Raw genomic sequence first — 25,789 nt, 5'->3', positions numbered from 1 at the left:
GGAGAACACACAAGTTTACACAGTGAATTTAGTTGGGTGCGCAGGGAAAGCGAACCTAACTTTCGATAGGTCGCCAGTGCGGCACTTCATGCTTTGATGTACTAACGCTCGCCCTTCGCGACCGGCGCGACGGCCAAGAGACTGCCGCCGTATCAAAAATAATCACAAGGATAATTATGCGCATACATATTTATGTTGGCGGAAAACAATTGTATGAAAGCTGCATGGAGAACATTCGTGAGTTTCGCTCCGCTGCCGCTTGCAATGAGCTGCTTGCGTTCAGCGGACTCGACGTCTCGGTACTCAATGTGCACGGCGGCAGTGCCGGCTTCGTGTGCGATGCCGGCGTGGCCAATATCCTGCTGGTCGACAGCCGCGAACACGCACTGCTCGACGCCATCGCCCCGGCCCAGCGCGTGGCGCGCGGCATGGCTGGCCAGCGCCTCTGGCCGGCGCCCCTGATCCTGGCGGTCGACGCCCATCAGCCCCCGCCCGGCGCCACCGGCAGCCTGGCGCTGACGGCCGACTGGGTGTTCGCGCCGGTCAGCCCGACCGACCTGCTGCGCCGCGCATCGGTGCTGCTGCAGCGCATGGTGACGCCATGCCACAGCGGGCTCGACCCGGCCAAGGCGCGAGCGCCATTCGCGTCCGCGCCCTCGCTGACGCTGCATGCCGCGTCGCTCTCGGTGGCATTCCAGGAGCGCACCATCCGACTGAGCCGCACCGAATTCATGCTGGTCGATCTGTTTCTCAGCCGCACGGGTGGCGTGGTTTCCTTTGGCGAACTGTCCGAATTCTTCCAGACCCAGGGCAAGGCTGATACGCGCAGCAATATCCGGGTCGGCATCTTCGAGCTGCGTCTGAAGCTCGAACAACTGAGCGGTTGCGCGCTGGGCCTGGTCAGCATTTACCGCCAGGGCTACGCCTTGCGTCACACCAGCGGCCGCGCCCCGCTGCAGTGCGGCGACTATCTCACAAGCGGGTCAGGCAGCGGCTGGCCTCGACAATCTCGCGCTGAAACGGGTTGTTGACACTGCTGGCCTTCAGTTCGTACCTGAGGGCCAGCCCGTCGACCTCGAAACTGAGCTCAAAGCGGTCGGCTTGCGCGGTTTTTTCCAGGCGCCCCAGGTCGAGCATGTGCAGCCAGGCCCAGGCCCCCTCGGTGTGCAAGGGCGCGCCGGCGGCGGACCCGGGCAGCAGCCGCACTTGCTCGCTGCCTTTGCCGCCAGGCACCTGGAAGCGCGCCGCGGCGGGTGCCCCGGCGGCCCCATGGCTGAGGATCTGGCCCTCGATATCGAGCACTGCCCTGGCCGCGGCCGGGTCGGGGTCCAGCGGGCGCAGGGAAAAGCGCATCGCCACCCGCTTGCCGCGATCGGCAAACCAGGTATCGCGGATACGGGCGGCGCGCTGGAATTCATCGATCACCGCCTGCCCGATCCCCAAACGGCTGCTGTGGCCGGCACGCAGGCGCCAGCGCCCGGCCCCGGTATCGACATGGCTGGCCAGATGCTTGTCGAAGAAGACATCGACCAGGCCGCCGTAGCCATAAAAATCGCCGAAATCGTCCGCATTGGCGTCGACCGTGGCGTTGCGCACCATCGGGTAGCGTCCCTCGATCCCGCTGCGGCACAGGCGCGCCGGCCCGGCCTGCCACAGGGCGTTCAGGCGCGCATGTTCGTTGTCGAGCGTCAATCCGGCGGCGCTGCCATGCGCCGTCGCCAGCAGGGCCGCCAGAGGCGCCGGCAAGCCCTCCCCCAATTGCTGCAGCCCGGCCAGCGCGGCGCCGGCCGGCATGGGCTGGCCGCTTTGCTGCGCCAGGCCGGCCGCGGCCAGCTCGGTCGATGCCTGTTTCACCGTTTCCATCAGCCGGTCGAATTCGCTGACCTTGTCCGCACCCGGCGCCATCAAGCGGTGCAGGCGCGCGAAATGGAGGTCGACCGGGTGTGCCGGCGGGGTGATGGCCGCTGGCGGCGGCGTTGCCGGCCCCGATAGCGCCGCCTGGACCCGCTTGCCCGTCATCCGCACCGCCTGCTGCAAGGCGAAACCGCCGGCGCCGCCGGCAACGGCACGTCCCACGCCATCGAGGCGGGTCTGGCTGGCCGCGGCCTGCAGCAGTTTGCGCAGCGGCGATTCGCTCCCCGCCAGCGCATTGAGGGCGCGCACGGCGCCGTCGATGCTCTCGAGCGGCGCCAGCGTGATGTCGGCCAGCAGCGCGTCCCACTGGGCGATGTAGTCGTCGGCATACAGGCGCAGCACGGCAGCCTTCAAAAGCGCGTCGGGCCGCTCCAGCACCCAGCTGTCGGCCGCCTGGGCGGCGACCGCCTGGTCGAGCAGGCCGAGGAAGGCCGTGTAGCCCGCCACCGTGTACATCCCGGCGATGCCGCGCGAGAACGGCAGCGCGCTGCGGCGCGCCAGCACCTGGGTCAGGCCCGGGCCGGCGGACGCGGCCAGGTCGAGGTCGGCCAGTGCCGGCGCCTGGCGCAGGCGCTTGTAGACACGCTCGGCGAGCGGCATGGCGTCCAGCTCCTGGCGGGTGGCGGCGATCAGTTGCCGGTCCAGTTGCACGGGCGCGCCGTCCAGCGTGCGCGGCGCGAACAAGGCCGCCAGATGGCGCGCGGCCGGCGCGGCGTCGTCCAGGTTGCGGGCGGCCCAGTTGCGCAGGGCTTGCGCATCGCGATGCTGCGGCTGGCCCAGCATCAGGTACACACGCAGCAATTCGTAGCGATAGTCGCTGTCATGCGCGGCGCCCCGGCGCAGTTCGATTTCCATCTTTTCCTGCACGCGCGGCAGCAAGGCGGTGCGCAGCAGGCGGCGGTAGGCCCCGTCCGCCGCCGCGCCCAGGCGCTCGCCCTGGTACAAGCCGAGGCGCATCAGCAGCGGCACCCCGGCCTCACGCTCCGGCAATGTTTCCCAACCGGGGTCAGACCCCGATAAGGAAACATTGCCGCCGGGGATGATGCACACGGCGTCGAGCAGCGCCTGGGGCGCCAGTAGCGTGCGGTCGGCCGGGACCACGGCGTGCGCCGCCTGCTGGGCCAGCACGGTCTGGCCGGCTGCCTGCTGCACATAGGCGCGGTTGGCCGCATAGCTGCGCGCCAGGCCGGCCGTGCCGGCGAGCAGGATCAGGCCGCTCGCCGCCAGCGCGATGCGCCCGTGCAGGCGCCGACGCCGCTCGCGCCCGGCGCTGTGGGCTTTCAAGCCGCTCTCCTGGAACACCAGATCGCGCAACAGGCGGGTCAGGAAATAGCTGCGCGCGCCCGGTCCGAAGCTGCCTGCCGCCGGCGCCGCGCTGACAAAATAGGTCCCGCGCAGCATCAGCTCGTCGCCAAACTCGCCGGGCTGGAACGCCTCGTCCAGGAAGGCGCGCACGGCGCCGCCCAGGATGGAAAACTGCTGCGGAAAGCCGAACAGCAGCGCGCGCCGCGTGTCGTCGCCTTCGCCCTGCATGCGCTCGATCAACCGTGACCTCAGCTGGTGTTCGAGTGCGCCAAGGCGCGTGTCGACACCCTCGCCGGGGGCGTACGGCCCGAGCGGGAAGTTCATGCCCCACACCTGGGCCCGCTCATGTTCACTGAGGGCGTCGAACCAGGCGTCGAATCCGGGCAGCAGATCGCACTTGCTGACCACGACGTACAGCGGCACGACGATGCCGAGCTGGCGCTGCAATTCGTCGACCCGCGAGCGTATCGCATGCGCCTGGGTGCGCCTGGCCGCCGCGCCCTGGGACAGCATGGCGGCGGCGCTCAGCACCACGATCACGCCGCCGACCGGGCACCGGCGCCGCTTCCTGCGCAGCAAGTCCAGCACCTCCCTCCAGGCCGCGCCATCGGTCACGCAGTCGTGCCCGGGCATATCGAGCAGCAGCGCCGCGCCGTTGACCCGCCATTCGCAGCGAGCGGTCGGCGCCAGGGCGCGCCCGGCGCGTGCCTGCGCCAGCGCCATGGTCAGGCCGCACTGTTCCAGCATGCTGGTTTTGCCGCTGCCGGCGTCACCGAGCAGCAGATACGATGGCAGCGGCGCAGCCCATCGGCTGCGTCCCTTGCGGCCCAGCGCCAGCGCCGCCCGCAAGCGCTGTGCCAGAAGACGCCGTTCGGCTTCGGCGGCCACTTGCTCCGGTTCCGGCGTACACCCGGCCGCGCGCCGCGCCAGCACCGCCCGGCCCCAGCGCACACCCATATAAGTCAGCCAGCCGGCCAGCAGTGCCACGATCGCCAGCACGCGCGATCGTGGCGATGCAAACGGCACCGTGCCATTGAAGGCCAGCAGCGGCGCCTGGGTCCAGATCGCCACGGCCAGCAGCAACAGCGCCACCAGCGCCAGGCCCGGAAGGGAGACAAAAAGACGCAGCAATCGTTTCATGGGCTTACCTCGTGGTTGTCGCGCGCCAGGATGATGACCACGCGCCGGTTGCGGGCGCGGTTGGCCGCGCTGTCGTTGGGTACCAGCGGTGCGCTCTCGCCGCGTCCCTGGGCCGTGAAGCGTTCCGCCGACGCCGCGCGCGCCGCCAGCAGCGCCGCGACGGTGGCGGCGCGCGCGCCGGAGAGCGCCTGGTTCGATGGAAAGCGCGGCGAGGCACTTTTTACATCGTCGGTATGGCCGATCACCAGCACCCGCCCCGGCAAGGGCGCGAGCGCACCGGCGACGCGTTCGAGCAGCGGCAGGAACGGTGCGGCGACGTCGGCGCTGCCCGAGGCGAACACGCCCTCCCCGTGCAGCACGATGGTCGACTGCCCGGCGCCGTCGGTGACGCTGAGCAGGCCGCGTTCGACGTCGGCCGCCAGCAGGCTGGCCAGGCGCGGCGCGGCGGCGGCGACGGGTGCGATGGCCACCGCAGGCGCCGCATTGCGCACCGCCAGCGCGGCCAGGCTGGCGGCGACCGGGTCGGCGCTGCGATCGAGCGTCATGCGGGCCGCGCCGCCCAGTCCCAGCAAGACCGCCAGCATCGCCGCCAGCACGAGCGCCAGCGCCTTGTGCCGCGCCGGCGGGCGCACCACTGCCTGCGCCTGCCAGTCGGGCGACAAGGCAGGCTCGCAAGCGCCGCGCTCCTTGCGGATCAACACTTGCAGACGCTGGCGAATGGTGTCGAGCCGCGCCTGCCCGCCGTCGATGACGCGGTAGCGCCCTTCCAGCCCCAGGGCCAGGCACAGATACATCAGTTCCAGCAGGGCCAGGTTGGCTTGCGGGTCCTGGCACAGCTTCTGCAAGATCAGGAAAAATTTCTCTCCGCCGAAGCCTTCGTTGTGAAAATGCACCAGCAGGCTATGGCTGGCCCAGGCGCCGTTACCGCCCCACGCCGTGCCCGAGATGGTTTCGTCGAGCAAGGTACACAGGCAATACTGCGCGCCCGCCACGGTGGCCGGTGCGATGCCATGCTGCCCGGCATCGACGGCAAAACGCTGCATCGCCTGCAGCAATTGCTGGCGCAGGGCGGACAGGTCGACATGGGCGCTGCTGGCGCGCACGTGGAGGGCGAATTCCAGCAGGGGCGTGGCCAGCCCGACCAGTGTATTCGGCCAGCACGGCGACGAAAACGGCTGCGCGCCCGGCACGAACGCCAGCGGCACCTGCTTCGCCGCTGCGGCGGTGCGGGCGGTGCGCGCGCGCCGGGGCGCCTCGTCATCGATCCGCAAGACGGTCTGTTCCCAGTCGGGCGGCGCGGCGCCCTGTTTATCGAGTTGCAGCACGGTATGCCTTTCGTTTAGGTCCGGATCGCCCAGAACGCCATCTGCAGGCCGGGAAAGTCGCCCGCCACATGCATCGCGAAGCCGGCCGAGCTGCTCAACTGCTGCCAGGAGTCGCCGCCGCGCTCCAGTTCAAAATAGGTAAAGCCTGCATGGAAGGGCAACTGGCGCGGCGCCACCGCCAGCGGGCGCAGGCCGATGCCGGGCAGTTGCAGGTTGACCAGGTCGCGGATGCTTTCCACCGAACCGATCTTGATCTGGCGCGGCAGCATGAGGCGCAGCGTCTCGGCCGGCACCTGGGCGTTGACCGCCAGCACGAACGTGGCCGACTTGACCAGCTCGGCATCGCGCAGCAGCGCCACGCGGATGCCATACTGGCGCTCGTCGAGCGGCAGTGCCACCGCCTGCGTCTCCAGCACCAGCGACAGCGCCTGGCGCAGGTCTTCGATCAGCGGCGCGAAGCTGGCGTGCAGATCGTCGTGGCGGTAGGCCGGATAGCGCGCCGCGCGCCGCTCGCCAGCCCCGAAGCTGCGCAATTCGCCCGCCAGTTGCAGCGCGGCGCGATAAAACGCTTCCGGGTGCAGCAGCGGCGTGGCCGCCAGATGCGCGAACAGCGGATCGGCGCGGTTGATCATTTGCAGCATCAAAAAATCGGAAATCTCGGCAGCCCCCGCCGCACCCGGCTGGCCGAGGCGCTGGGCCAGGGCGTCGCCGCGCTGGCGCAGCAGGCCGAGCAGTTCGTCGGCAAAGCCGCGCAGATAGGGCGCCACGCGCAGGTCCAGGCTGGGCGGCTGGTAATCGGTATCGAGCACCAGCTGCTTGTCGGGACGGCGTTCGATCACGCGCGCCACGCCGAGGCAGGCATGGGCGCTGGCCGCGTCCGGGGCCAGCATCAGGCGCAGGCGCAGCTTGCCGACCTGGACCAGCGCGCTGCTGTCCAGGCCGGTGCTGTCGCGCACCTCCTGCTCGGCCGTGGCATGGCGCGCGTAATTGTCGGGCGCGCTGCCGTCCAGCGTGACCTCGTCGACGCCGGGGCGGCGCAGGGGCACGGCCAGCACCACCAGCACGTCGCGCGCATCCTCGGGGATGTCGAGCGGCAGCGGCAATTCTTCGTCGCACGGCAAGCTGAACACGGTTCCGTCGGGCATGACGGCGGCGCAGGAGGTCAGCGCAATGCGGCCGGACGCGAGCTGGGCGAGGTCGATGGCGAGCCTTGAAAAACCGTAGCCGTAGGGGCCCAGGGCGCGCACCCGCGCATCGAGCTGGTGTTGCAGATAGCGGTCGTGCTGCTGCAGGTGCTGCGGTTGCAGCAGCATGCCCTCGGACCAGACGACTTTACGGTTGCATGACATGGTTCGGGTTCCAGGGTGGTCGGATAAAAGGGGCGCCGCTCATCGGTCGCCCTGCATCTTGCGCAGGCGCGCGTCGTAGGCGGCGGCGAACGGCGCGCCGAACAACTGCTCGAAGTCGTGCCGCGCCGCCAGCGCCAGGTCGTCGTGGGCATGCACGGCGCGTTCCCACAGCCGCGCCTCGCGCTGGGCCGGCAGCAGCCGGGCGAGCGCGCCGGCCGGCCCGGCATCGGCCGCGATGCGCTCCGGGTCGAGGCGCGCGATCACGCCGCCCAACGCGGCGCGCAGGCCGGCCTCGATGGCCGCCTCGTGGCAGCGCACGCCGTCGAAGGCGCTGGCGATGGCCTTGCCGGCGCCCATGGCGCCAATGTCGGGCGCGAACAGCAGGTGCGCCAGTGCGCTCTCGGCATCCGGGCAGGCCAGCAAGGGGTTGCGCGTTTCTTCCGGCAGCACCTGCACGTCGTAGCGCGCGTCACGGCGGCCGGCGGCGCGCGCCTTCAATACGGCCATCGCGCCGGCAATGGCCTGGCGCAGCATCACCCCGGCCAGGTGCGCCAGTTCGGTGGCCGGCTGCGCCGATGCGGTGTCGGACAGGCCCATGCCGGTCAACAGGGCATGCAGCACGGCGCGCTCGCCACTGTCGGTGGCAGGCACCAGGTCGGCCAGCGGATCGTAGTCGTCGGGGATGAGCATGCGCGGCGCGCTGCACAGGCGTACCTGTTGCATCGGGATCGCATGCGCGGCGACGTGGTCGAATTCGGCGGCGCCGCTGTCGGGCGCGCGCCAGCCATCCGTCAGCAGGCCAAGCGGATCGTCGCCATCGGCGCCGGCGGATGCGCCGATCAGGTCCAGGATGTTGGTGCTCGCGGCCGCCTCCAGGCCGGCCAATGCATGGCTGGCCAGGATGGCCGGCGCCTGGGCCACCGGTTCCAGCTCGACGGCCAGCACGTAGTCGCCGATGGTCAGCAGGTCGCCATTGGCCAGCGGCGCGCACTCGCCGCTATCGAGCGGGCGGCCGTTGATGGCGCTGGGATTGCGGCCCACGTCGGTCAGGCTGTAGCGGCCGGCCTCGAAAATGACACGGGCGTGCTCGCGCGAGATAATTTGGCCGGGGTCCGGCAGCGCCACCGCGCAGCCGGGCGCGCGGCCCACGCTGGCGCCGGCGTGGCCCACGCAAAACGTGGCCGGCAGCCCCGGCGCGTCGCCGAGGTAGCTGAGGATGCGCAAGGTCAGTGACATCGATGGCTCCTCAATTGATCTTCACCAAAGCGCCTTCGATCGACATGATCGCGCCCGACTTGATGCTCGCCATCGCGCCCGATTTCACGGTCAGGTTGGCGTCGGCCTGCACCAGCACTTCCGGTGCCTTGATCGTGATCTTGCCCGGCTCGATCTTGATGCTGCTGGCGCCGACTTTCAGTTCGATCGAGGAATTCGCCTTGAGGACCATGCTTTTACCGGCAGACACGGTCTGGTCGCCGCCGATATCGACCGCCTGCTTGCCGCCGACATCGAGCGTCTGGTCGGCCTTGATCGTCACGCCCTGGTCCTTTCCGATCTCCAGCCGCTGGTCGTTGCCGACCTTGCACTGCTGATCGTGACCGATCTCCGATTGCTGGTCGTTGTGGATCGAAATCGTCTGGTCGCCCTTGTCCTTCCTGTCGTGGCCGACCTTGAGCGTGTCGTTGTTCTTGACCACGCGCAGATAGTCCTTCTCGGCCTGCACGAAAATCTCCTCGGCGTCCTTTTTGTCGTCCAGCCGGATCTCGTTAAAGCCGCTGCCGTCGATGCTGTGCGACTTGATGGTGGAGCGGCTCTGCTGCTGCGGCAGGGTGTACGGCGGCATGGCGTCGCTGTTATAGACGCAGCCGGTCACCAGCGGACGGTCCGGATCGCCCTCCAGGAAGTCGACCACGACCTCCATGCCCACGCGCGGAATGAACATCGTGCCCCAGCCCTTGCCGGCCCAGGCCTGCGACACGCGCACCCAGCACGAACTCTTGTCGTCGTCCTGGCCGTCGCGGTCCCAGTGGAACTGCACCTTGATGCGGCCGTATTTGTCGGTCCAGATTTCCTCGCCCGGCTTGCCGACCACGATGGCCGTCTGCGGCCCCTGCACGCGCGGCCTGGCGATATGCGGCAGCGGGCGGTAACCATGATCGGCGCCGATGGCGGTAAAGCGGCACAGCGCGCGCAACGGGCGCGACATGGCGGCCGAGGCGTAGTCGTCGCCTTCGATGGTGAACTCGGTCGCGGTGACGAGGTAGGCGCGGTTCTGATCGGCGCGCGGGTGACCGCTTAAACCAAACAAGCCGCCCGGGTACAAGCCGCGCGCATTGGTCGCCGCGCTCACTTGCTCACCCTGCCCGTGCACGCTTTCCATGCGCCCCAACGCGAGCGCTTCGCCTTCCTGGGCGCTGGCGTGGGTGCCCGGATAATCGAACAATTCGTACAGGGGCTGGGTGGAGGCGGCCGCGCGCGCCCGCACCAGCAGGCTGCCGCTGGCGCTGGCGGCGGCTTTTTCGAAGTCGTAGTCGTTGAGCACATAGGCGCCGGAGGCGATTTCGCCCGCCGCCGACCAGGTCTGCACGCTTTCGCGGTCGGCGGCATTGGCGCCGCTCTCGCCGCAAAAGGCCAGCGCGCCGTAGCCGGCGATGGTGCTGTGCGCGGCATACGAGTCGGCCAGCACCATCGTGTGGCGGCTGCTGTCGTGAGTGAAGTAGAAGTAGATGCCGGCGTGTTCGAGCAGGCGGCAGACGAAATCGAAGTCGGTTTCGCGGTATTGCACGCAGAACGGCAGCTTGGGGTATTCGCCGCTCAAGCCCTTGCCCGACAGGTCGGCCAGGCCACCGTAGATCGGCGCCGCGCAGACTTCCTTGACGATCTCGATGACGGTGCGGTTCTGGAAAATGCGGCAGTTCGAGGAGCGCTTGAGGAGCCACAGCCAGGGATGGACGGTCGCTTCGTAGACGGCGAACTTGTCGTTCCAGCCGGTCATGCCGAAGCGCGTGACGATGCCGTTCCAGTACCGCTCCTTGCCGTCGGCGAGATCGAGGCGCACGGTCAGCGACTTGCCCAGCACTTCGTCGATCCTGATGGCGTGATTGGTGCTGAACAGCTGCAAGCGGTATTCCGGCAGACGGCCCAGCCGCTCCGTTCCATTCATGCGGTGGAACAGCAGCGCGTCCGCTCCCAGCGGGGTGCTGACGGAAACGTCTCGATTGGCTTGCGTGTCTGGCATGGGGCTCCTGGCGATGTCGGTGCGGTCGCGGGTCTAGGGAATCATCGTCTTGATGGTCCCGGCGGTGGTGAAGGCAATCGCCCCGCCCCAGTTGCACAGGCACTTCGACAGGTTGTCGAGGGCCGGCATATTGCCCAGCAAGACAGTCGGCGCGCCCGGCACCCAGGGCGCGCTGGTGACGGGAATGCAGGGCATGGGCGTGAGCGCGCCCAGCGCGGCGGCAGTGGCGGCGGCCACCATCGGGTTGCCCATCGAATTGCACATGCCGAAGGGCGGAATGTTCACGATCGGGATGTGGTCCATGATGTTGGCGGCGGGCGGACCTTCGGCCAGCACCTTGTTTTTGGGGAGTACCACGAGGGTTGACGGCGCGACGCCGAAGGTGCAGGTCATCATCGCACCCATGGAAATCTGGCTGGCCATCAGCTTCTTTCAATCAGATGAACGGTGCCGCGCTCGAGATCGAGCTCCGTCTTCAGGTACAGGTGTTCGGGAAAGGGCTGGCCCCACAGTTCCGCGCAGATGTCGAACAGGATGGTGTTGCTGGCGTCGGCGGCGGAAGCGACCGCGCTGACCGACACCGAATTGCGCAGCAGGCGCGGCTCGAAATCCCAGATGGCCTGGCGGATGCCCTGCTCAAGGCCGGCCAGGTCGAGGCCGTCGAGACTGACGCCGGAAATATCGGGAATGCCGTAATTGAGGACGCTGTCGTGCACATGGCGCGGCACGCCGGGCTGGGCACGCGGGAACAGGCGGCTGGCGTTGAGCAGCCAGGTCAGGTCGCGCAGCACGGCGCGGCGCAGCCCGGCCATGCACAGCACGCGCTGCTCGCGCGGCTCGGATGTCTGGTCCGGCGCGAGGTCGGTCAGGCGGTCGAGCAGCGACGGCTGCAAGCGTTCGCGGGGTGCCAGTTCAGGCATGGTTCGGTTCTCCCAACAGGTGATGCCACATCAACCGCACTCCCGGGTCCGGGTGGCCCGGGAGTGCGCACTCCTTATGCTGCCGCTTTTCCGTTCGCGTCGTTGCCGGCGATATTCCAGGTCAATTCGCCCTTGTTTTTAGTATCGCCTTTCTGATCCTGGATGAAGTACTCGACCTTGACTTCGGCGAAGTGCAGGGACACGTTTTCGGTCAGGCGGTCTTCGCCGCCGCTGCCGCCGGTCGAAATCGACGTGACCAGGACCTTGGACATGGTGATTTTCAGGTAGGGCTTCTGGCCCTCGCCGGCCTTGCGCACGAGAAGCGTGCACACGGGGATATGCGAGCCCTTGGTCAGCGCGATCATCAGCCCGGTCGATGCCGTATCGAGATACTTGGTGAACGACAGGTCCTGCGCCGATGCCTTGCCCGAGCCGCCGCCGCCGCCGCCATGGAAGGAACCGGAATTCTGGAGTCCCCAGCCCCACGCCAGGATGTCGACGTCGCCCAAGGGGCCCTGCACTTTGTCCTGGCTTTCACCCTTGATGTTATCGCCCAGGTTCAGGAACATATCTACAGCCATTTTTCACTCCTTATGATGCCGGCGCTCGCCGGCGTTGTGCTACGAAAGGACCGGGCGCCATGCCCGGTTCACGCTCCTGCCAAACCTTATGCCCCTGCCGCCGACGGCAGCTTGGAGACCAGCCGCAGCGACACCGTCAAGCCTTCCAGCTGATAGTGCGGACGCAGGAAAAACTTGGATGTGTAATAGCCCGGATTGCCCTCGACCTCTTCGAGAATCACTTCGGCGTCCGACAACGGCTTTTGCGACTTGGTGCGCTCGCTCGAATTGGCCGGATCGCCATCGACATAGCGGTTGATCCAGTTGCTCAGCCAGCGCTCCATCTCGTCGCGGCCCTTGAAGGAACCGATCTTGTCGCGCACGATGCACTTGAGGTAGTGGGCAAAGCGGCAGGTGGCGAACAGGTACGGCAGGCGCGCCGCCAGGTTGGCGTTGGCGGTCGCATTCGGATCGTCGTATTCGGCCGGCTTGTGCAGCGACTGGGCGCCGATAAAGGCGGCGAAATCGGTATTTTTCTTGTACACCAGCGGCATGAAGCCGTTGGCCGCCAGTTCGGCCTCGCGCCGGTCGGAAATCGCAATCTCGGTGGGGCACTGCATGGCCACGCCGCCGTCGTCGGTCGGGAAGGTATGCACCGGCAGCCCTTCGACCGCGCCGCCCGATTCGATGCCGCGGATGCGCGAGCACCAGCCATACTCCTTGAAGCTGCGGTTGATATTGACCGCCATCGCATACGCCGCGTTGGCCCAGGTGTAGTTCTTGCTGCCCGGGGCGCTGGTATCTTCCTCGAAGTCGAATTCTTCGACCGGGTCGGACTTGGCGCCGTACGGCTGGCGCGCCAGGAAGCGCGGCATCGCGAGGCCGACGTAGCGCGAATCCTCGGTTTCGCGGAACAGGCGCCAGGCGGCATGCTCCGGCGTCTGGAATATCTTGGTCAGATCGCGCGGGTTGGCCAGTTCCTGCCACGACTCCATCAGCATCACCGACGGCGCGGCGGCGGCCAGGAAGGGCGCGTGGGAGGCCGCTGCCACCTTGGCCATGGCGGCGAGCAGTTCGACGTCGGGCGGGCTGTTGTCGAAGTAGTAGTCGGCCACGATGGTGGCGAACGGCTCGCCGCCGAACTGGCCGTATTCTTCCTCGTACATCTTCTTGAAGATCGGGCTCTGGTCCCAGGCCACGCCCTTGTACTTCTTGAGCGTTTTGCTCAGATCGTTCTTGGACACGTTCATCACCCGGATCTTCAGGCTCTCGTCGGTCTCGCTGTTGTTGACAAGGTGGTGCAGGCCGCGCCAGGCGCCTTCCAGTGCCTGGAACTGCGGCGCATGCAGCACCGCGTTGATCTGGTCGCTCAGTTTCTTGTCGAGCGCCGCGATCAGGCCTTCGATGGTGCCCAGCACGTCGTCGGACACCAGGGCGGTGCCGGCCAGGGCCTGGGCTGCCAGGGTGCGCACCGCATTGTCGACCGCTTCTTTGGCCCGGTCGGACTGGGGCTTGAATTCCTTTTGCAGCAAGGCGCCAAAGTCGCTCATGTCGAGCGTCGCACCGCCCTGCTGCGCTGAAGCGCTTGTTTCTACGTCTGTCTCTGCCATGGTCGTCGCTCCGTTGTCTGTTTATTCTTGCGGCTTGGGTGCTGCGGTCAGGGCCTGCATCAGGGCCGGCTCTTGCAGCAGCCGGGCGATCAATTCCTCGGCGCCGGTCTTGCCGTCCATATAGGTCAACAGGTTCGACAACTGGGCGCGCGCTTCCAGCAGGGCCTTGAGCGGTTCGACGTTGCGGGCGATCGCCGCCGGCGAGAAATCGTCGAGCGAGGAAAACGTCATGTCGATCGCCATATTCCCTTCGCCGGTCAGGGTGTTGGGTACCTGCAGCACCACGCGCGGCTTCATCGATTTGAGGCGCTCGTCGAAATTGTCGATGTCGACTTCAAGGAACTGGCGCTCGGCCACGGGCGCGAGCGGCTCGGCGGGCTGGCCCGACAGGTCCGACATCACGCCCATGACGAAGGGCAGGCGCACCGTCTTTTCGCTGCCATACACCTCCACGTCGTATTCGATCTGCACACGAGGCGCGCGATTACGCCCGATGAATTTTTGGCTACTCTGACTACCCACGGTCCACTCCTTGATGATTAGATAAACACTGCAACGTTCAGCGCTCCGCCGCGTCTTCGCACGAACCGCTAACGACCAACAACTGCCTTACGCCATCCGGCGCCAGGTCCTGCATCGCCTCCAGAAAATTCATCGGCACCAGCCGCTTGACGCGGTCGAGCAGCAGCGGCACCGGACTCGATGGCTCGGATTGCGTGTAGTAGGCGCAGATCCGTTCGAGCATGCGCAACACGTCGGCGCGGCTGGCGATGGCGCCGTCGGGCACTGACTGTGTCACAGCACCGGACGGCCCGGCGACTGTTTGCGGCAGCAGCGCCGCGCGCCGCGCCAGTTCGGCATCGAGAAAATCGAGGCCGCGCTTGAGGGGCCGGGTCAACGGGCCGAGATTGAGCGCGTTGACGGCGCCCAGTTTGTGCATCAACAGCGCTTCGATCGCCAGCGCCTTGCCGTGAGCGTGGCGCAAGTCGCTGGCTGCCTGTTCCAGCGGTGCGGGCGCCAGTTCACCGATGGCGCGCTCCAGGGTCGACATGGTGTGCTTGTCGCTGCCCGGCCGTGGCGTGAGGTCGCCATTGGCGACTTCGAGCTCGCGCACCGTCAGCGCGCCCACGCCTGGCAGGGTCAGAAGCAGCATGTCCTTGACGGCACCTGCGACTGCGTCGCCGTCGGCCAGCATGGCCAGCGAATTGACGCGCAAGGTCGGGTCCATATCGTCGGTCGGATCGAGCTGAGGATGGACATCGTCCCAGTGCTCGGTCAGCAGCTTGTCGATCAGCGTGACGCCGTCGGCCAGTCCGCGCAGACCGTGCAAGGCGAGCGATGCGCGCAGCAGCGGGCAGGCGATGCGCAGATCGCGGCTGCGTTCCAGCAAGGCGGTTGCCAGCGATTCGACTGCCTTCCACTCCGGCTCCACCGCCGCCACGATGGTCTTGCCATACTGGACCTCGGGCTTGCCGCGCATGAGTTCTTCGAGCGCGAGGAAGTCGGCGTCGTATTCCAGGTTCGGGCCGCAGGACGTTCGTTCGTCAAGCTCGCCGGCTGGCGTCGGGTAGGTCGCGATGTTGTCGGATTCGGCCATGGAGGGTGATCAAGCACGGTGTTCGTTTAAGTGGTCGGCACGGTAATGCGTGCCGTCGATGAATCCACGATATCCGCAGCGGCGGCGTCTTCCAACGACTATTAGAACCATTAGGAATCCGCACATCTATCAGCAACGCGGTTCGTGCCGGCGCTGAACGATTCGGCGGCACTATCGCGTCTGACTATAAATGAAGCGTAGCTCCGCACCGGTATATGAGCGGCGTTTCGTCCCATCGACGCTCGGACGATCGAAGTCGGTATCTTTCGTCATGGTGCCGAGAATATCGAGCCCGTCCAGGATAGGTAGGAGCAGGTGGCGTATGAAGTATCTTGCCCCGTTCAACTTCGGATAACACCATTGCGGGCGCCTCGAGGGGTGGCAGGAGCCGCCCCTCGAACGGTATGTGATCAGTCTCATTTTTACTTCAGGCTTGTTGCCGATTGCACGCAAAACACGTGACTGATGGATCGAAGGTAGCCGAGTTCGGACTGCACCTCCAAGAATATTAGAACCATTAAGAACGGTTAGAACAATTAGAACAATTAGCGCTCTTGCTCTTGATAGCCGCTCTACAATTGACCGCGCCACAGGCACCGGACATTGTGAGAACTCGGTCACCAACTCAACCCAGGAGCGCTTTGCCATGCTGAACCGCCACAACAGCCGCTCCGCCCGGCGTCCCTCATGAACCCCGCCTTTTTGCGCTACTACAGCCAGGAGCTGCACCACCTGCGCGAGATGAGCGGCGAATTCGCGCGCGACTATCCCAAGATTGCAGGCCGCCTCGGCCTCGATGGGTTCGAATGTGCCGACCCGTACGTGGAGCGGCTGCTGGAAGGGTTCAGCTTCATGGCTGCGCGCGTGCAGATGAAGATCGACGCCGAATTCCCACGCTTCACGCAGCATCTGGCCGAACTGGTATACCCGCAGCTGCTCGCCCCCACGCCGTCGATGGCGGTGGTGCAGTTGCAGCCCGACCTGTCGCACCCCGCCCTTGCCGCCGGTGTGGCGGTCGCGCGCGGCACCGCCATGCGCAGCGTGCTTGGCAAGGGCGACGCCACCGCCTGCGAATACCGCAGTGCACACGCGCTGACCCTGTGGCCGATCGAACTGGTGGCCGCGAATTTTTTCACGCACAGCGGCACGCTCGACGTGGCGCTGCCTCACGGCGTCAAGGCCGGCATCCGGCTGCGCCTGCGCACCACGGGCGACATGCCTTTCAAGGATCTGGCGCTCGACACCGTGGCGCTGCATCTGCGCGGCAGCGATGCCATGCCGGCCCGCATACACGAGGCGATGCTGGCCGGGATCGAGGGCGTTCTGGTGCTGCCCGTTACCCGCCCGGCACGCTGGCACAAGCTGCTGCCCAAAAGCGCGCTGCGCCCAGTGGGACTGGAAGAAGACGAGGCGCTGCTGCCGGGCAGCGGCCGCGGTTTCGACGGCTTTCGCCTGCTGCGCGAGTATTTCGCCTTCCCGCAGCGCTTTCACTTCGTCGAAATCGGCCAGCTGCAAGGCGCGCTGCGGAACTGCGACGAGACCGAGATCGACATCATCGTGCTGCTCAACCGGACCGACGCCCACCTTGAGCAGGCGCTCGACGCCAGCCACTTCGCGCTCAATTGCACGCCGGCCGCCAATCTTTTTCCACGCCGCGCCGACCGCATCAACGTCGCCGACGACAAGTTCGAATACCACGTCCTGGTCGACCGCACCCGCCCGCTCGACTACGAAGTGCACCACATCGACCGCGTCACCGGGTATGGCAGCGGCGCCGGCGCGGAGCAGGCCTTCCTGCCGTTCTACTGCGCCAAGGATGGCGGCGATGGCCGCGCGTACTTCCAGATCCGGCGCGAGCGGCGTGCCCTGTCGCAGCGTCAAAAGCAACACGGGCCGCGTTCGAGCTACATCGGCAGCGAAACGTACATCGCGATTGTCGATGCCGCCGAGGCGCCCTACCGCGCCGACCTGCGCCAGCTCGGCCTGACCTTGTGGTGCACCAACCGCGACCTGCCGCTGTCGATGCCGCTCGGTCTCGGGAAAACCGACCTGGTCGCCGACACCGATGCGCCGGTCACGGCAGCGCGCGTGGTGGCCGGGCCAAGCCGTCCGTTCCCCTCGTTCGCCGACGGCAGCGCAACCTGGCGCCTGATGAATCACCTGTCCCTGAACTACCTGTCGCTGGTCGACAGCGATCCGGAACATGGCGCGGTGGCCCTGCGCGAACTGCTGTCGCTGTACTGCCAGCCGGGTGATCTGCAAGGCCAGCGCCAGATCGAAGGCCTGCGCTCGGTGAGTTCGACCACCGTAACGCGACGCCTGTCCGCGCCCGGCCCCATCGCCTTTGGCCGCGGCCTGCAAATTACCGTGACGCTGGACGATGCCGCCTTTGAAGGCAGCGGCGCCTTTCTGCTCGGCGCGGTGCTGAACCGCTTTTTTGCCCAGTATGTGTCGATCAATTCGTTCACCGAAACGGTGATCCGCACCGTGGGGCGCGGGGAGGTCATGCGCTGGCCCGCCAGCAGCGGCGTATGCGCGATCCTGTAGCGCTCGACGTCCAATTACAGGCGGGCGCACCCGGCATGGAGTTTTTCCAGATCCTGCGCCTGATCGAAAACGCCCATCCGCACAAGCCGCGCATCGGCGCCTCGCTGCGGGCCGGGGACGACGCGGTACGCTTCGGCCAGGACCCGGTGCTGACGTTCCAGGCGAGCGCCGTCGGCGCCTACGTGCCGGCCGGATCGCGCGTACTGCCCCGCCTGGCCGTCAATTTCTTCGGCATGTTCGGCCCCGGCGGCGCCCTGCCCCTGCACCTGACCGAGCATGCGCGCGAACGCGTACGCAACGCTGGCGATACCACGCTGGCAGCGTTTGCCGACCTGTTTCATCATCGAATGCTGTCCCTCTTCTACCGTGCGCGCGCCTGCGCCGAACCGGTGGTCGGCTTCGACCGTCCGCAGAGCGACCGCTTTGCCGGCTATGTCGGCAGTTTGTGCGGCATCGGCTCACCCGCCATGAAGGGGCGCGACAGCATCGGCGACACCGCCAAGCTGCACATGGCCGGGCTGCTGGCCAATCGCGCGCGCCCGGCCGCCGGGCTGGTGACGCTGCTGCGCGACTATTTCGGCCTGCCGGTCCGGATCGAGCAGTTCGTCGGCCACTGGATGCCGCTGCCGGACGACAGCCAGACCCGCATTGGCGCGCGTGAGCGCGGCAACCGCCTGGGCCAGTCGACGGTGCTGGGGCGCCAGGTGTGGGATTGCCAGAACAAGTTCCGCATCGTGTTCGGCCCCCTGTCCCTCCAGGACTACAAGCGCATGCTCCCGGGCGGTGAAAGCATGCGGCGCCTGGCCGACTGGGTCAGGCTGTACGCCGGCACGGTGCCTGACTGGGACGTGCGCCTGATCCTTGCCCGGGACGAGGTGCCGGGCCTGCGTCTTGGTGCGGCCACGCGCCTGGGCTGGACCAGCTACGTCGCCAGCGCCACACCTTCACGCGACGCGGATCAACTGCTTATCAACCCCCAGCCCCGCGCGGGCTGACACCAACGAAAGAGAATCATGGCCGACATCAGTCGTGTTGCCTTGTTCGGCAAGCTCAATACCTTGTGCTACCGGGCGATCGAAAGCAGTACCGTGTTCTGCAAATTGCGCGGCAACCCGTATGTGGAGATGGTCCACTGGCTGCATCAACTGCTGCAGCAGGACTGCGACCTGCGCCGCATCGTGGAGCACTACGATCTGGATGCGGCCGCCCTGGCGCGCGACGTGACCGCGGCGCTGGACCGGCTGCCGCGCGGCGCCACGTCGGTGACGGATCTGTCGTCCCGGCTCGACGAGGCGGTGGAACGGGCCTGGGTGTACGGTACGCTGCTGTTCGGCGACACGCATATCCGCTCCGGCCACCTGCTGATCGGCATGCTCAAGACCGCCAACCTGCGCCACGCGCTGCTCGCCATCTCCAGCCAGTTCGACAAGCTGCGCGCCGACGACCTGGCAGATGCTTTCGCGGCGCTACTGGCGCAGTCGCCCGAGGCACAGCTCACCGCCAGCAATGGCGTGGACGTGGCGCCGGGCGTGACCAGCGGCGCCATCGTGCCCGGCCCCATGGGCAAACAGGAAGCGCTGAAAAAGTTCACCGTCGACCTGACCGCGCAGGCACGCGAGGGCAAGATGGACCCGATCGTCGGGCGCGACAACGAGATCCGCCAACTGGTCGACATCCTGATGCGGCGGCGTCAGAACAATCCCATCCTGGTCGGCGAGGCCGGTGTCGGCAAGACCGCCGTGGTCGAAGGCTTTGCCCAGCGCATCGCGCGCGGCGACGTGCCGCCGGCGCTGAAAGAGGTGCAATTGCTGATGCTCGACGTCGGCCTGCTGCAGGCCGGCGCCAGCATGAAGGGGGAATTCGAGCAACGCCTGCGCGCGGTCATCGACGAGGTCCAGGGCAGCGCCAAGCCGGTCATCCTGTTCATCGACGAGACGCACACGCTGGTCGGCGCGGGCGGCGCGGCCGGCACCGGCGACGCGGCCAACCTGCTTAAACCCGCCCTGGCGCGCGGCACCCTGCGCACGATTGGCGCCACCACGTTCGCCGAGTACAAAAAGCATATCGAGAAGGACCCAGCCCTGACGCGGCGCTTCCAGATGGTGCAGGTCGACGAGCCGGACGAGGCGCGCGCGCTGCTGATGATGCGCGGCGTGGCGGCGACAATGGAAGCGCACCACCGCGTGCAGATCCTGGATGAAGCACTGGACGCGGCGGTCAAGCTGTCGCACCGCTACATTCCGGCGCGCCAGTTGCCCGACAAATGCGTCAGCCTGCTCGACACGGCCTGCGCGCGCGTGGCGGTCAGCCTGCACGCAACGCCGGCCGCGGTGGACGACAGCCGCAGGCGCATCGAGGCGCTGGAGACGGAGCTGGCCATCGTCGGCCGCGAGCGCGCCATCGGCATCGACACCGGCAACCGCGCCAACTGCGCCAACGACCTGCTCGGCCTCGAACGGGAGCGGCTGGCGGCGCTGGAGGCGCGCTGGGACGCCGAACGCACGCTGGTCGACCAGCTGCTTGCCCTGCGCGCCACCTTGCGCGACGGCGTCCCGCCGCCATCCGGGGAGAGTGACCGCGATGCGATGACTGCGCAGCTCAAGGCCCTGCAGCAGGAGCTCACCATCGTTCAGGGCGAGCAGCCGCTGATCCTGCCGACGGTCGATTACCAGGCCGTGGCCGCGGTGGTGGGCGACTGGACCGGCATCCCGGTCGGGCGCATGGCGAAAAACGACGTCGAAACGACGCTGGGCATCGCGGCCGTGCTGGCGCGCCGGGTGATCGGGCAGGATCATGCGATGGAAATGATCGCCCGGCGCATCCAGACCTCGCGCGCGGGACTCGATAACCCGAACAAGCCGATCGGCGTGTTCATGCTGGCCGGGACCTCGGGCGTGGGCAAGACCGAGACCGCGCTGGCCCTGGCCGAGGCTTTGTACGGCGGCGAGCATAATCTCATTTCGATCAATATGAGCGAGTTCCAGGAGGCGCACACGGCGTCCACGCTCAAGGGCGCGCCGCCGGGCTATGTGGGCTATGGCGAAGGCGGCGTGCTGACCGAGGCTGTGCGGCGCAAGCCCTACTCCGTGGTGCTGCTCGACGAGATCGAAAAAGCCCACCCCGACGTGCACGAGATGTTTTTCCAGGTGTTCGACAAGGGCTATATGGAAGACGGCGAAGGCCGCGTGATCGACTTCAGGAACACACTGATCATCCTGACCACCAATGCCGGCACCGACGTGATCGCGCAGCTATGCCGCGATGGCGCGGCCAGGCCCACGCCGGATGCCATGGCCGCGGCGCTGCGCTGCCCGCTGCTGCGGGTATTCCCGCCTGCGCTGCTGGGCAGGCTGGTGAGCATTCCCTACTATCCGCTGGCGCCGGCCATGCTGGAGCAGATCATCCGCCTGCAGCTGGACCGCATCAAGGCGCGGGTCGAGCAGCGTTACGGGATCCGGTTCGGCTACAGCGATGCGGTGGTCGAGCTGGTGACGCAGCGCTGTACCGAGAGCGAGTCGGGCGGACGGATGATCGATGCGATCCTGACCAACTCGATGCTGCCCGATATCAGCCGCCAGTTCCTCACCAGGACGATGGAAGGCAGCGCCCTGGCCGACATCGAGGTCGGGGTCGCGCATGGAGAGTTCGCGTATATTCAGCAATGAGCTCAGGGACCAGGGCCCGCAAGATCATAGCCCAGCTGCGACGGCAGGTCGCATGGTGTCAAAAATATGGCCCGGCTGCGTCGAGGGTGGCGCTGTCGGCATGCCCGTCGCTCACGGCGCGCAAGGCGCGGACAAAATCGTCGAGCTGGCTGGGCAGCGCTGTGAGGTAAAGCGTTATCTCACTTGCCACTTGATTGATGGGGAACTCAACGAACCGCGATTGCGCATGCACCGTGATAAGCAGGTCCGCATGTTGATCGAACTGAAAGCGCGCATGAAAGGCGCCGGCGGCAAAGTCAGGGCCAAAGGTGCCGAAACGCAGGTCATACATGCCGCCGTAAACGTCGTCCTTGAATGCATCCAGTCCGCGCACGGCATTGCGCAGCTGCTCATGGCCGACATACACCTCATGAGAAAATCGGGACGCGCCATCGCAGCTCGAGATCGTCAATTGCGACATGTCGTCATCCGACCAGTTTTTGACAAACTCGATTTTCGCTTCCATGGTGCCAGCCCTTTCGACTGAAGATAAGTAACAATCGGCATAGGGGGCGGCAATGGCCGCTCCCCTGCCACACCACCCGGCATGCGGGTCCGCACCGGGCGGTTCGAGTAGTTGAGGTCAAGACAGGCGCGGCACACCAAGTCGATCAAAGTACGCAATGGTGAGCACGCTGTTGAGCAATTTGGCGCTGTTGTGCCACCAGCGATGGCTGTTTGCTGCTATCTGCCTGGCCACCGAAGGCGGGGCGTCCAGCTTTAACAATTCTCGATACATGGTAGTTCCGCGCTTCCAGTGCTTGAGCTGGATGGCTCGCAGCCTGTGACGCAGCCATTCATCGAGTCTTTGCCATACCCCAGGCGTTTGCGCCAATTGGAAGTATCCTTTCCACCCCAGCATGTAAGGGCGCAGCGCTTGTACCACTTCCGCCATACTGCGCCCGCCGGAACGGCCGGTCAGCTCGCGGATGCGTTGCTTGAACGTGCTCAGCGGCTTTTCGGCCACTTTGCGTTTGACTTCGCCCCCACGCGCCACCCACAGGCTGTAACCGAGGAACTTGCGACCAAAGACGCTGGCCACCGCGCTCTTGCTTTCGTTGACCACGAGGTGCAACTTGGCATAGCAGCGCCGCAGCAGCGCCATTACCCTCTCACCCGCCTTTACACTGCGAACATATACATTCGCGTCGTCGGCGTAGCGCGCAAAGCGATGACCGCGCCGCTCCAGTTCTTTGTCTACTTCATCGAGCATCACGTTGGCAAGCAACGGACTGAGAGGCCCGCCTTGCGGCGTGCCCTCATCGCGTGACTGCACCACGCCATGATTCATGATGCCGCTGTTCAGATAGGCACGGACCAGCCAGATCACTCCGACGTCGTCAACGCGTTTCCTTAGGCGATCAATCAGGATGTCATGGTTGACCCGGTCAAAGAATTTCGACAGGTCGACATCAACCACGATTTTCAGACCGGACTGGACATACGTTTGGGCGGCTAAGACCGCATCTTGCGCACGCCTACCCGGACGGAAGCCGTAGCTGTGTTCGCTGAAGGTGGGGTCAAGTATCGGTTGCAGCACCTGTAGCAGTGCTTGCTGGATCAGGCGATCCGTTACCGTCGGGATGCCAAGCTCGCGCTCGCCACCGTCCGGCTTCGGGATCGTCACCCGACGTACCGGCTGAGGCCGATACGTCCCTGTCAGCAGTTGTTCACGGATGTTCGGCCACTCGATCGCCAGAAGGCGTGAAGTCTGGTTAATGTCCAGCCCATCCACGCCCGCTGCTCCCTTGTTGGCGCGTACACGCTTGAACGCCCGCCGCAGGTTCTCTGTCGTCAGCGCCGCTTGCAGCAGCGCTGACCCTGTGTCTCCGGTTGCATGTCGCGGGCAGAACGCTTCGTCGCTGAAAGCGTCAAGCATGGCTTCACCATGCCCTGCGGCTTCCCGCCCCGCTTTCGCAGGCATCTGACGCTGTGCTTTCTGCATCGACATATCGGATTCACTCCTACTCGTTCGGTCCTTCGTCGGCGGGGTCGAGCCTTCCCGGCGCTACCACCAACTACTATGACCTCTGCTGAGACCCCGCTCCGACTCTCGTCGTCGCCCTTTCAGGCACAAGGCGGGGCGTCCCCAGGTAAGGGCCGCACTCCTTCACCACACAACCGCCGCATTTACGCCACTTCTCCTTGACCACAAGAGCTTCGCGGTTTACGGCCCGCTCGCCCTGATTGGCAGCGCCTTCTATGCGATTCTTGTCCATCGGCTCATGATTTACGCTCCACGCTTCCTTTCCACACTCGGTTGCCCTCATGCAGTTGCGCTTCACTTCGCTCACTGTGGTCAGCTCGCGGCGGGACTTGCACCCACAGGAGCACGCCCATGCTGGGCGCACCGTAAAAAAGCCCGCTGCATGGCGGGCCTGATGAACTGCTCACGCCCTGTTGCCGTCTACCGGACAGCAACAGGGCACAGCGCCAGCATAAGCTATCAGAAATCGAACGCCGCCGACAAGCGCACGGCACGCGGCGCGCCCAGGTTCACACGCCCTGCTCCCCACGCGCTTTCAAAGTACTCCTTGTCGGCCACGTTGGTCACGTAGGCACGCAGCACCACCGGCATCGCGCCAAAGCGCGTCGCGTAACGCGCGCCCAGGTCGAGGGTCGTCCACGAATCGAGCTTCAGGGTATTGTCCTGCGACAGCCATTGCGAACCGGTGTAGTTCACGCGCGAGCTCAGTTCCAGCCCTGGCACCGCGGCAATCGCATAATCGACGCCGATGTTGGCCGTCAGGCGCGGGATACCGAACTGCGCCTTGCCCTGATTGAGGCCCTTGGCGGTCCTGGTCTGCTCGGCCTTGGTGTAGGCCACGCCACCGAGCAAGGTGATGTCCTTGCCGGCCTTGCCGAAGACATTCCACTCCACGCCACGGTTGCGCTGCTCGCCGTCGGTCGTCATGCGGTTGTTCGATTCGATCAGCGCCGGTTTGCTGATCTGGAACAAACTCAAGGTTTGCGTCAAGGTATTCGTCGCCCATTTCACGCCGACTTCGGCCTGCTTCGACTTGTACGGCTTGAACGTTTCGCCTTCGTTCGCATACGGCGCCTTGACGGTGGTACCGGCGCTCAGGCCTTCCACGTAGTTGGCATACAGCGAGACGTTCTCGCCCCACGGTTTGACGACCACGCCGGCCAGCGGCGTGACGGCGGTTTCTTCGTAGTTGCTCAGCTTCTGGTGCACCTTTTGCGCGCGCGCGCCGATGGTGAGCTGCAGCTTGCCATCGGCAAACCACATCGAATCGGCCACGCTGACCGCGGTCATCACGTCGTCGTTGAACTGGCTGTAGGTCGATGCATCCTTCCCGGCCGGCATGATGATCGGGGTCGGGTTGTAGATGTTGCTGTTGATGGCCAAGGTGCCGTTGCCACGGCTGCCGCCTTCGTAATTCATCACATTGGCCGCCACGGTGACCTTGTGCGCGATGGCGCCGGTGGCGAACTGGCCGCGCACGCCCGTTTCGAAGGTGGTGGTTTCGTACTCGCCCCACGAGTTGTAGGCCGTGCCGGTGGCCTTGCCGCTGTCGCCGCCCGACACCGGCAGCACCGGACGGGTGCCGAAGATGAAGCCGTCATACGCGTGCTTGGCCGTGCCGGCCGAGGCGAAGGCGCTCCAGCCGGCACCCAGCTCGACCTGGCCGCGCACGATCAGGCCCTGGGTTTCGGTGTTGCCGTACACATCTTCGCCGTAAAAGAAGTTGGTGGAGCCGTGCGGCGCCTTCGGCACGCGGGTCCAGCCGGTGAGGACAGGCTGCATCGGCGCGCCCTTGCGCACCTTGTTGGTCAGCGAGTAGGCGTCCATTTCCACGTTCCAGCCCTTGCCCTGGTAGTCGACGGCCACGTGGCCGATCTCGCGCCGCTTGGTCTGGTGGTCCAGCCAGGTTTTGCCGCCGGACAGCACGCCGTTGACGCGCACGCCCAGGCTCTGGTCCGCGCCAAAGCGGCGCGCCACATCGGCGTGCACGCCGACGTTCGATTTGGTCGCAACCGTGGTCGTCACGCGGGTCAGCGGGGTGGCGCCGGCGCGCTTGGGCACCAGGTTGACCGCGCCGCCCACATCGCCCGCTGGCGGCAGGCCCATCATCATCGCGCCGGGACCCTTGAGCACTTCGACGCGCTCGAACATCTCGGTCGGGGTGTTTTGCTCAGGGGCCAGGCCGTAGGCGCCATTGATCGCCATCGATCCCGAACCCACGCCAAAACCGCGGATATTGAAATTCTCGACGAGGTGGCCTTCGTTGGTGGTGCTGCGTACCGACGGGTCGTTCTTGAGCACCGCGCCGATGGTCTGGGCCTGCTGGTCGGCGATGGTTTGGGACGTGTAGGCGGTGATGTTGAACGGCGTGTCCATCACGCTCACGTTGCCGAGCACGCCGAGACGGGCGCCCTTGGCGACTTTGCCGCCGGGCGCGGCCGCGGGAAGACTGTCCGCCGTTTCGGCAGCGGCCTTGACGGTGATTTCTTTCATGGTCTCGACGGGCGTCTGGGCCATTGCCGGCAGGGCCACGGTGGCGATCATGGTCATACAGGCCATGGGAATAGCACGGAAAGCACACACAGGGACAACT

Annotated in this window: 18 protein-coding genes; 4 read left to right on the top strand and 14 right to left on the bottom strand. The window is 66.3% G+C overall.

Going from position 1 to position 25,789, the window contains the following annotated elements; all coding sequences use genetic code 11:
• The first annotated feature begins 224 nt into the window (after positions 1–224).
• The gene (locus tag RBA41_RS22140) at positions 225–1,031 is read left to right on the top strand and encodes a helix-turn-helix domain-containing protein (RefSeq protein WP_306626414.1); all 807 of its coding nucleotides are present in this window, start codon (positions 225–227) and stop codon (positions 1,029–1,031) included.
• On the opposite strand, the gene tssM is transcribed toward RBA41_RS22140, so the two are convergent.
• The 11 genes from tssM to tssA form a co-directional block, all read right to left on the bottom strand.
• Positions 973–4,359 (bottom strand): type VI secretion system membrane subunit TssM, encoded by a 3,387-nt coding sequence (gene tssM / locus RBA41_RS22135; protein ID WP_306626413.1) that lies wholly within the window; start codon positions 4,357–4,359, stop codon positions 973–975. The two genes, RBA41_RS22140 and tssM, sit on opposite strands and share 59 nt — an antisense overlap.
• Positions 4,356–5,684, bottom strand: coding sequence for a type VI secretion system protein TssL, long form (tssL, locus tag RBA41_RS22130; protein ID WP_306626412.1), 1,329 nt, complete (start codon positions 5,682–5,684; stop codon positions 4,356–4,358). The genes tssM and tssL overlap by 4 nt, the downstream gene beginning before the upstream one ends.
• A 14-nt stretch (positions 5,685–5,698) precedes the next feature.
• The gene (tssK, locus tag RBA41_RS22125; RefSeq protein WP_306626411.1) at positions 5,699–7,033 is read right to left on the bottom strand and encodes a type VI secretion system baseplate subunit TssK; all 1,335 of its coding nucleotides are present in this window, start codon (positions 7,031–7,033) and stop codon (positions 5,699–5,701) included.
• A gap of 39 nt (positions 7,034–7,072) precedes the next feature.
• Entirely contained in the window at positions 7,073–8,269 is a 1,197-nt protein-coding gene (tagH, locus tag RBA41_RS22120) for a type VI secretion system-associated FHA domain protein TagH (RefSeq protein WP_306626410.1), read from the bottom strand.
• A 10-nt stretch (positions 8,270–8,279) separates the two neighbouring features.
• A complete protein-coding gene (locus tag RBA41_RS22115) occupies positions 8,280–10,271 on the bottom strand; it encodes a type VI secretion system Vgr family protein (protein ID WP_306626409.1) in 1,992 nt (663 codons plus the stop codon).
• A gap of 33 nt (positions 10,272–10,304) precedes the next feature.
• On the bottom strand, positions 10,305–10,694 hold the full coding sequence (locus tag RBA41_RS22110; protein ID WP_306626408.1) for a DUF4280 domain-containing protein: 390 nt from the start codon (positions 10,692–10,694) through the stop codon (positions 10,305–10,307).
• A complete protein-coding gene (gene tssE / locus RBA41_RS22105; protein WP_306626407.1) occupies positions 10,694–11,191 on the bottom strand; it encodes a type VI secretion system baseplate subunit TssE in 498 nt (165 codons plus the stop codon). The genes RBA41_RS22110 and tssE overlap by 1 nt, the downstream gene beginning before the upstream one ends.
• Before the next feature lie 74 nt (positions 11,192–11,265).
• Complete coding sequence (locus tag RBA41_RS22100) at positions 11,266–11,772, bottom strand: Hcp family type VI secretion system effector (RefSeq protein ID WP_306626406.1); 507 nt, start codon at positions 11,770–11,772, stop codon at positions 11,266–11,268.
• 86 nt (positions 11,773–11,858) lie between these two features.
• A complete protein-coding gene (gene tssC, locus RBA41_RS22095) occupies positions 11,859–13,361 on the bottom strand; it encodes a type VI secretion system contractile sheath large subunit (RefSeq protein ID WP_374709585.1) in 1,503 nt (500 codons plus the stop codon).
• A gap of 21 nt (positions 13,362–13,382) precedes the next feature.
• Entirely contained in the window at positions 13,383–13,883 is a 501-nt protein-coding gene (gene tssB, locus RBA41_RS22090) for a type VI secretion system contractile sheath small subunit (RefSeq protein WP_306626405.1), read from the bottom strand.
• 37 nt (positions 13,884–13,920) lie between these two features.
• Positions 13,921–14,958 (bottom strand): type VI secretion system protein TssA, encoded by a 1,038-nt coding sequence (gene tssA / locus RBA41_RS22085; RefSeq protein WP_306626404.1) that lies wholly within the window; start codon positions 14,956–14,958, stop codon positions 13,921–13,923.
• A gap of 687 nt (positions 14,959–15,645) precedes the next feature.
• On the opposite strand from tssA, the gene tssF reads away from it, so the two are divergent.
• From tssF to tssH, 3 genes are read left to right on the top strand one after another with little or no spacing between them, the layout of a single operon-like run.
• Positions 15,646–17,505: a type VI secretion system baseplate subunit TssF gene (tssF, locus tag RBA41_RS22080; RefSeq protein ID WP_306626403.1), complete on the top strand. Its 1,860-nt coding sequence runs from the start codon at positions 15,646–15,648 to the stop codon at positions 17,503–17,505.
• A complete protein-coding gene (gene tssG / locus RBA41_RS22075) occupies positions 17,490–18,500 on the top strand; it encodes a type VI secretion system baseplate subunit TssG (RefSeq protein ID WP_306626402.1) in 1,011 nt (336 codons plus the stop codon). Before tssF ends, tssG begins: the two co-directional genes overlap by 16 nt.
• Before the next feature lie 18 nt (positions 18,501–18,518).
• Positions 18,519–21,170: a type VI secretion system ATPase TssH gene (gene tssH / locus RBA41_RS22070; protein WP_306626401.1), complete on the top strand. Its 2,652-nt coding sequence runs from the start codon at positions 18,519–18,521 to the stop codon at positions 21,168–21,170.
• A gap of 58 nt (positions 21,171–21,228) precedes the next feature.
• On the opposite strand, the gene RBA41_RS22065 is transcribed toward tssH, so the two are convergent.
• From RBA41_RS22065 to RBA41_RS22055, 3 genes are all read right to left on the bottom strand, one after another.
• On the bottom strand, positions 21,229–21,675 hold the full coding sequence (locus RBA41_RS22065) for a hypothetical protein (RefSeq protein ID WP_306626400.1): 447 nt from the start codon (positions 21,673–21,675) through the stop codon (positions 21,229–21,231).
• A 117-nt stretch (positions 21,676–21,792) separates the two neighbouring features.
• Positions 21,793–23,160, bottom strand: a complete 1,368-nt coding sequence (ltrA, locus tag RBA41_RS22060) for a group II intron reverse transcriptase/maturase (protein WP_306626399.1) — start codon at positions 23,158–23,160, stop codon at positions 21,793–21,795.
• Positions 23,161–23,655: 495 nt separating this feature from the next.
• A complete protein-coding gene (locus tag RBA41_RS22055; protein ID WP_306626398.1) occupies positions 23,656–25,755 on the bottom strand; it encodes a TonB-dependent receptor in 2,100 nt (699 codons plus the stop codon).
• Between the last annotated feature and the right edge of the window lie 34 nt (positions 25,756–25,789).

It is taken from the genome of Massilia scottii (assembly GCF_030846495.1).
GTDB lineage: Bacteria > Pseudomonadota > Gammaproteobacteria > Burkholderiales > Burkholderiaceae_D > Telluria_A > Telluria_A violaceinigra.
Note: the sequence above shows the minus strand (reverse complement) of the source record. Positions and strands in the feature narration are given on the sequence as shown.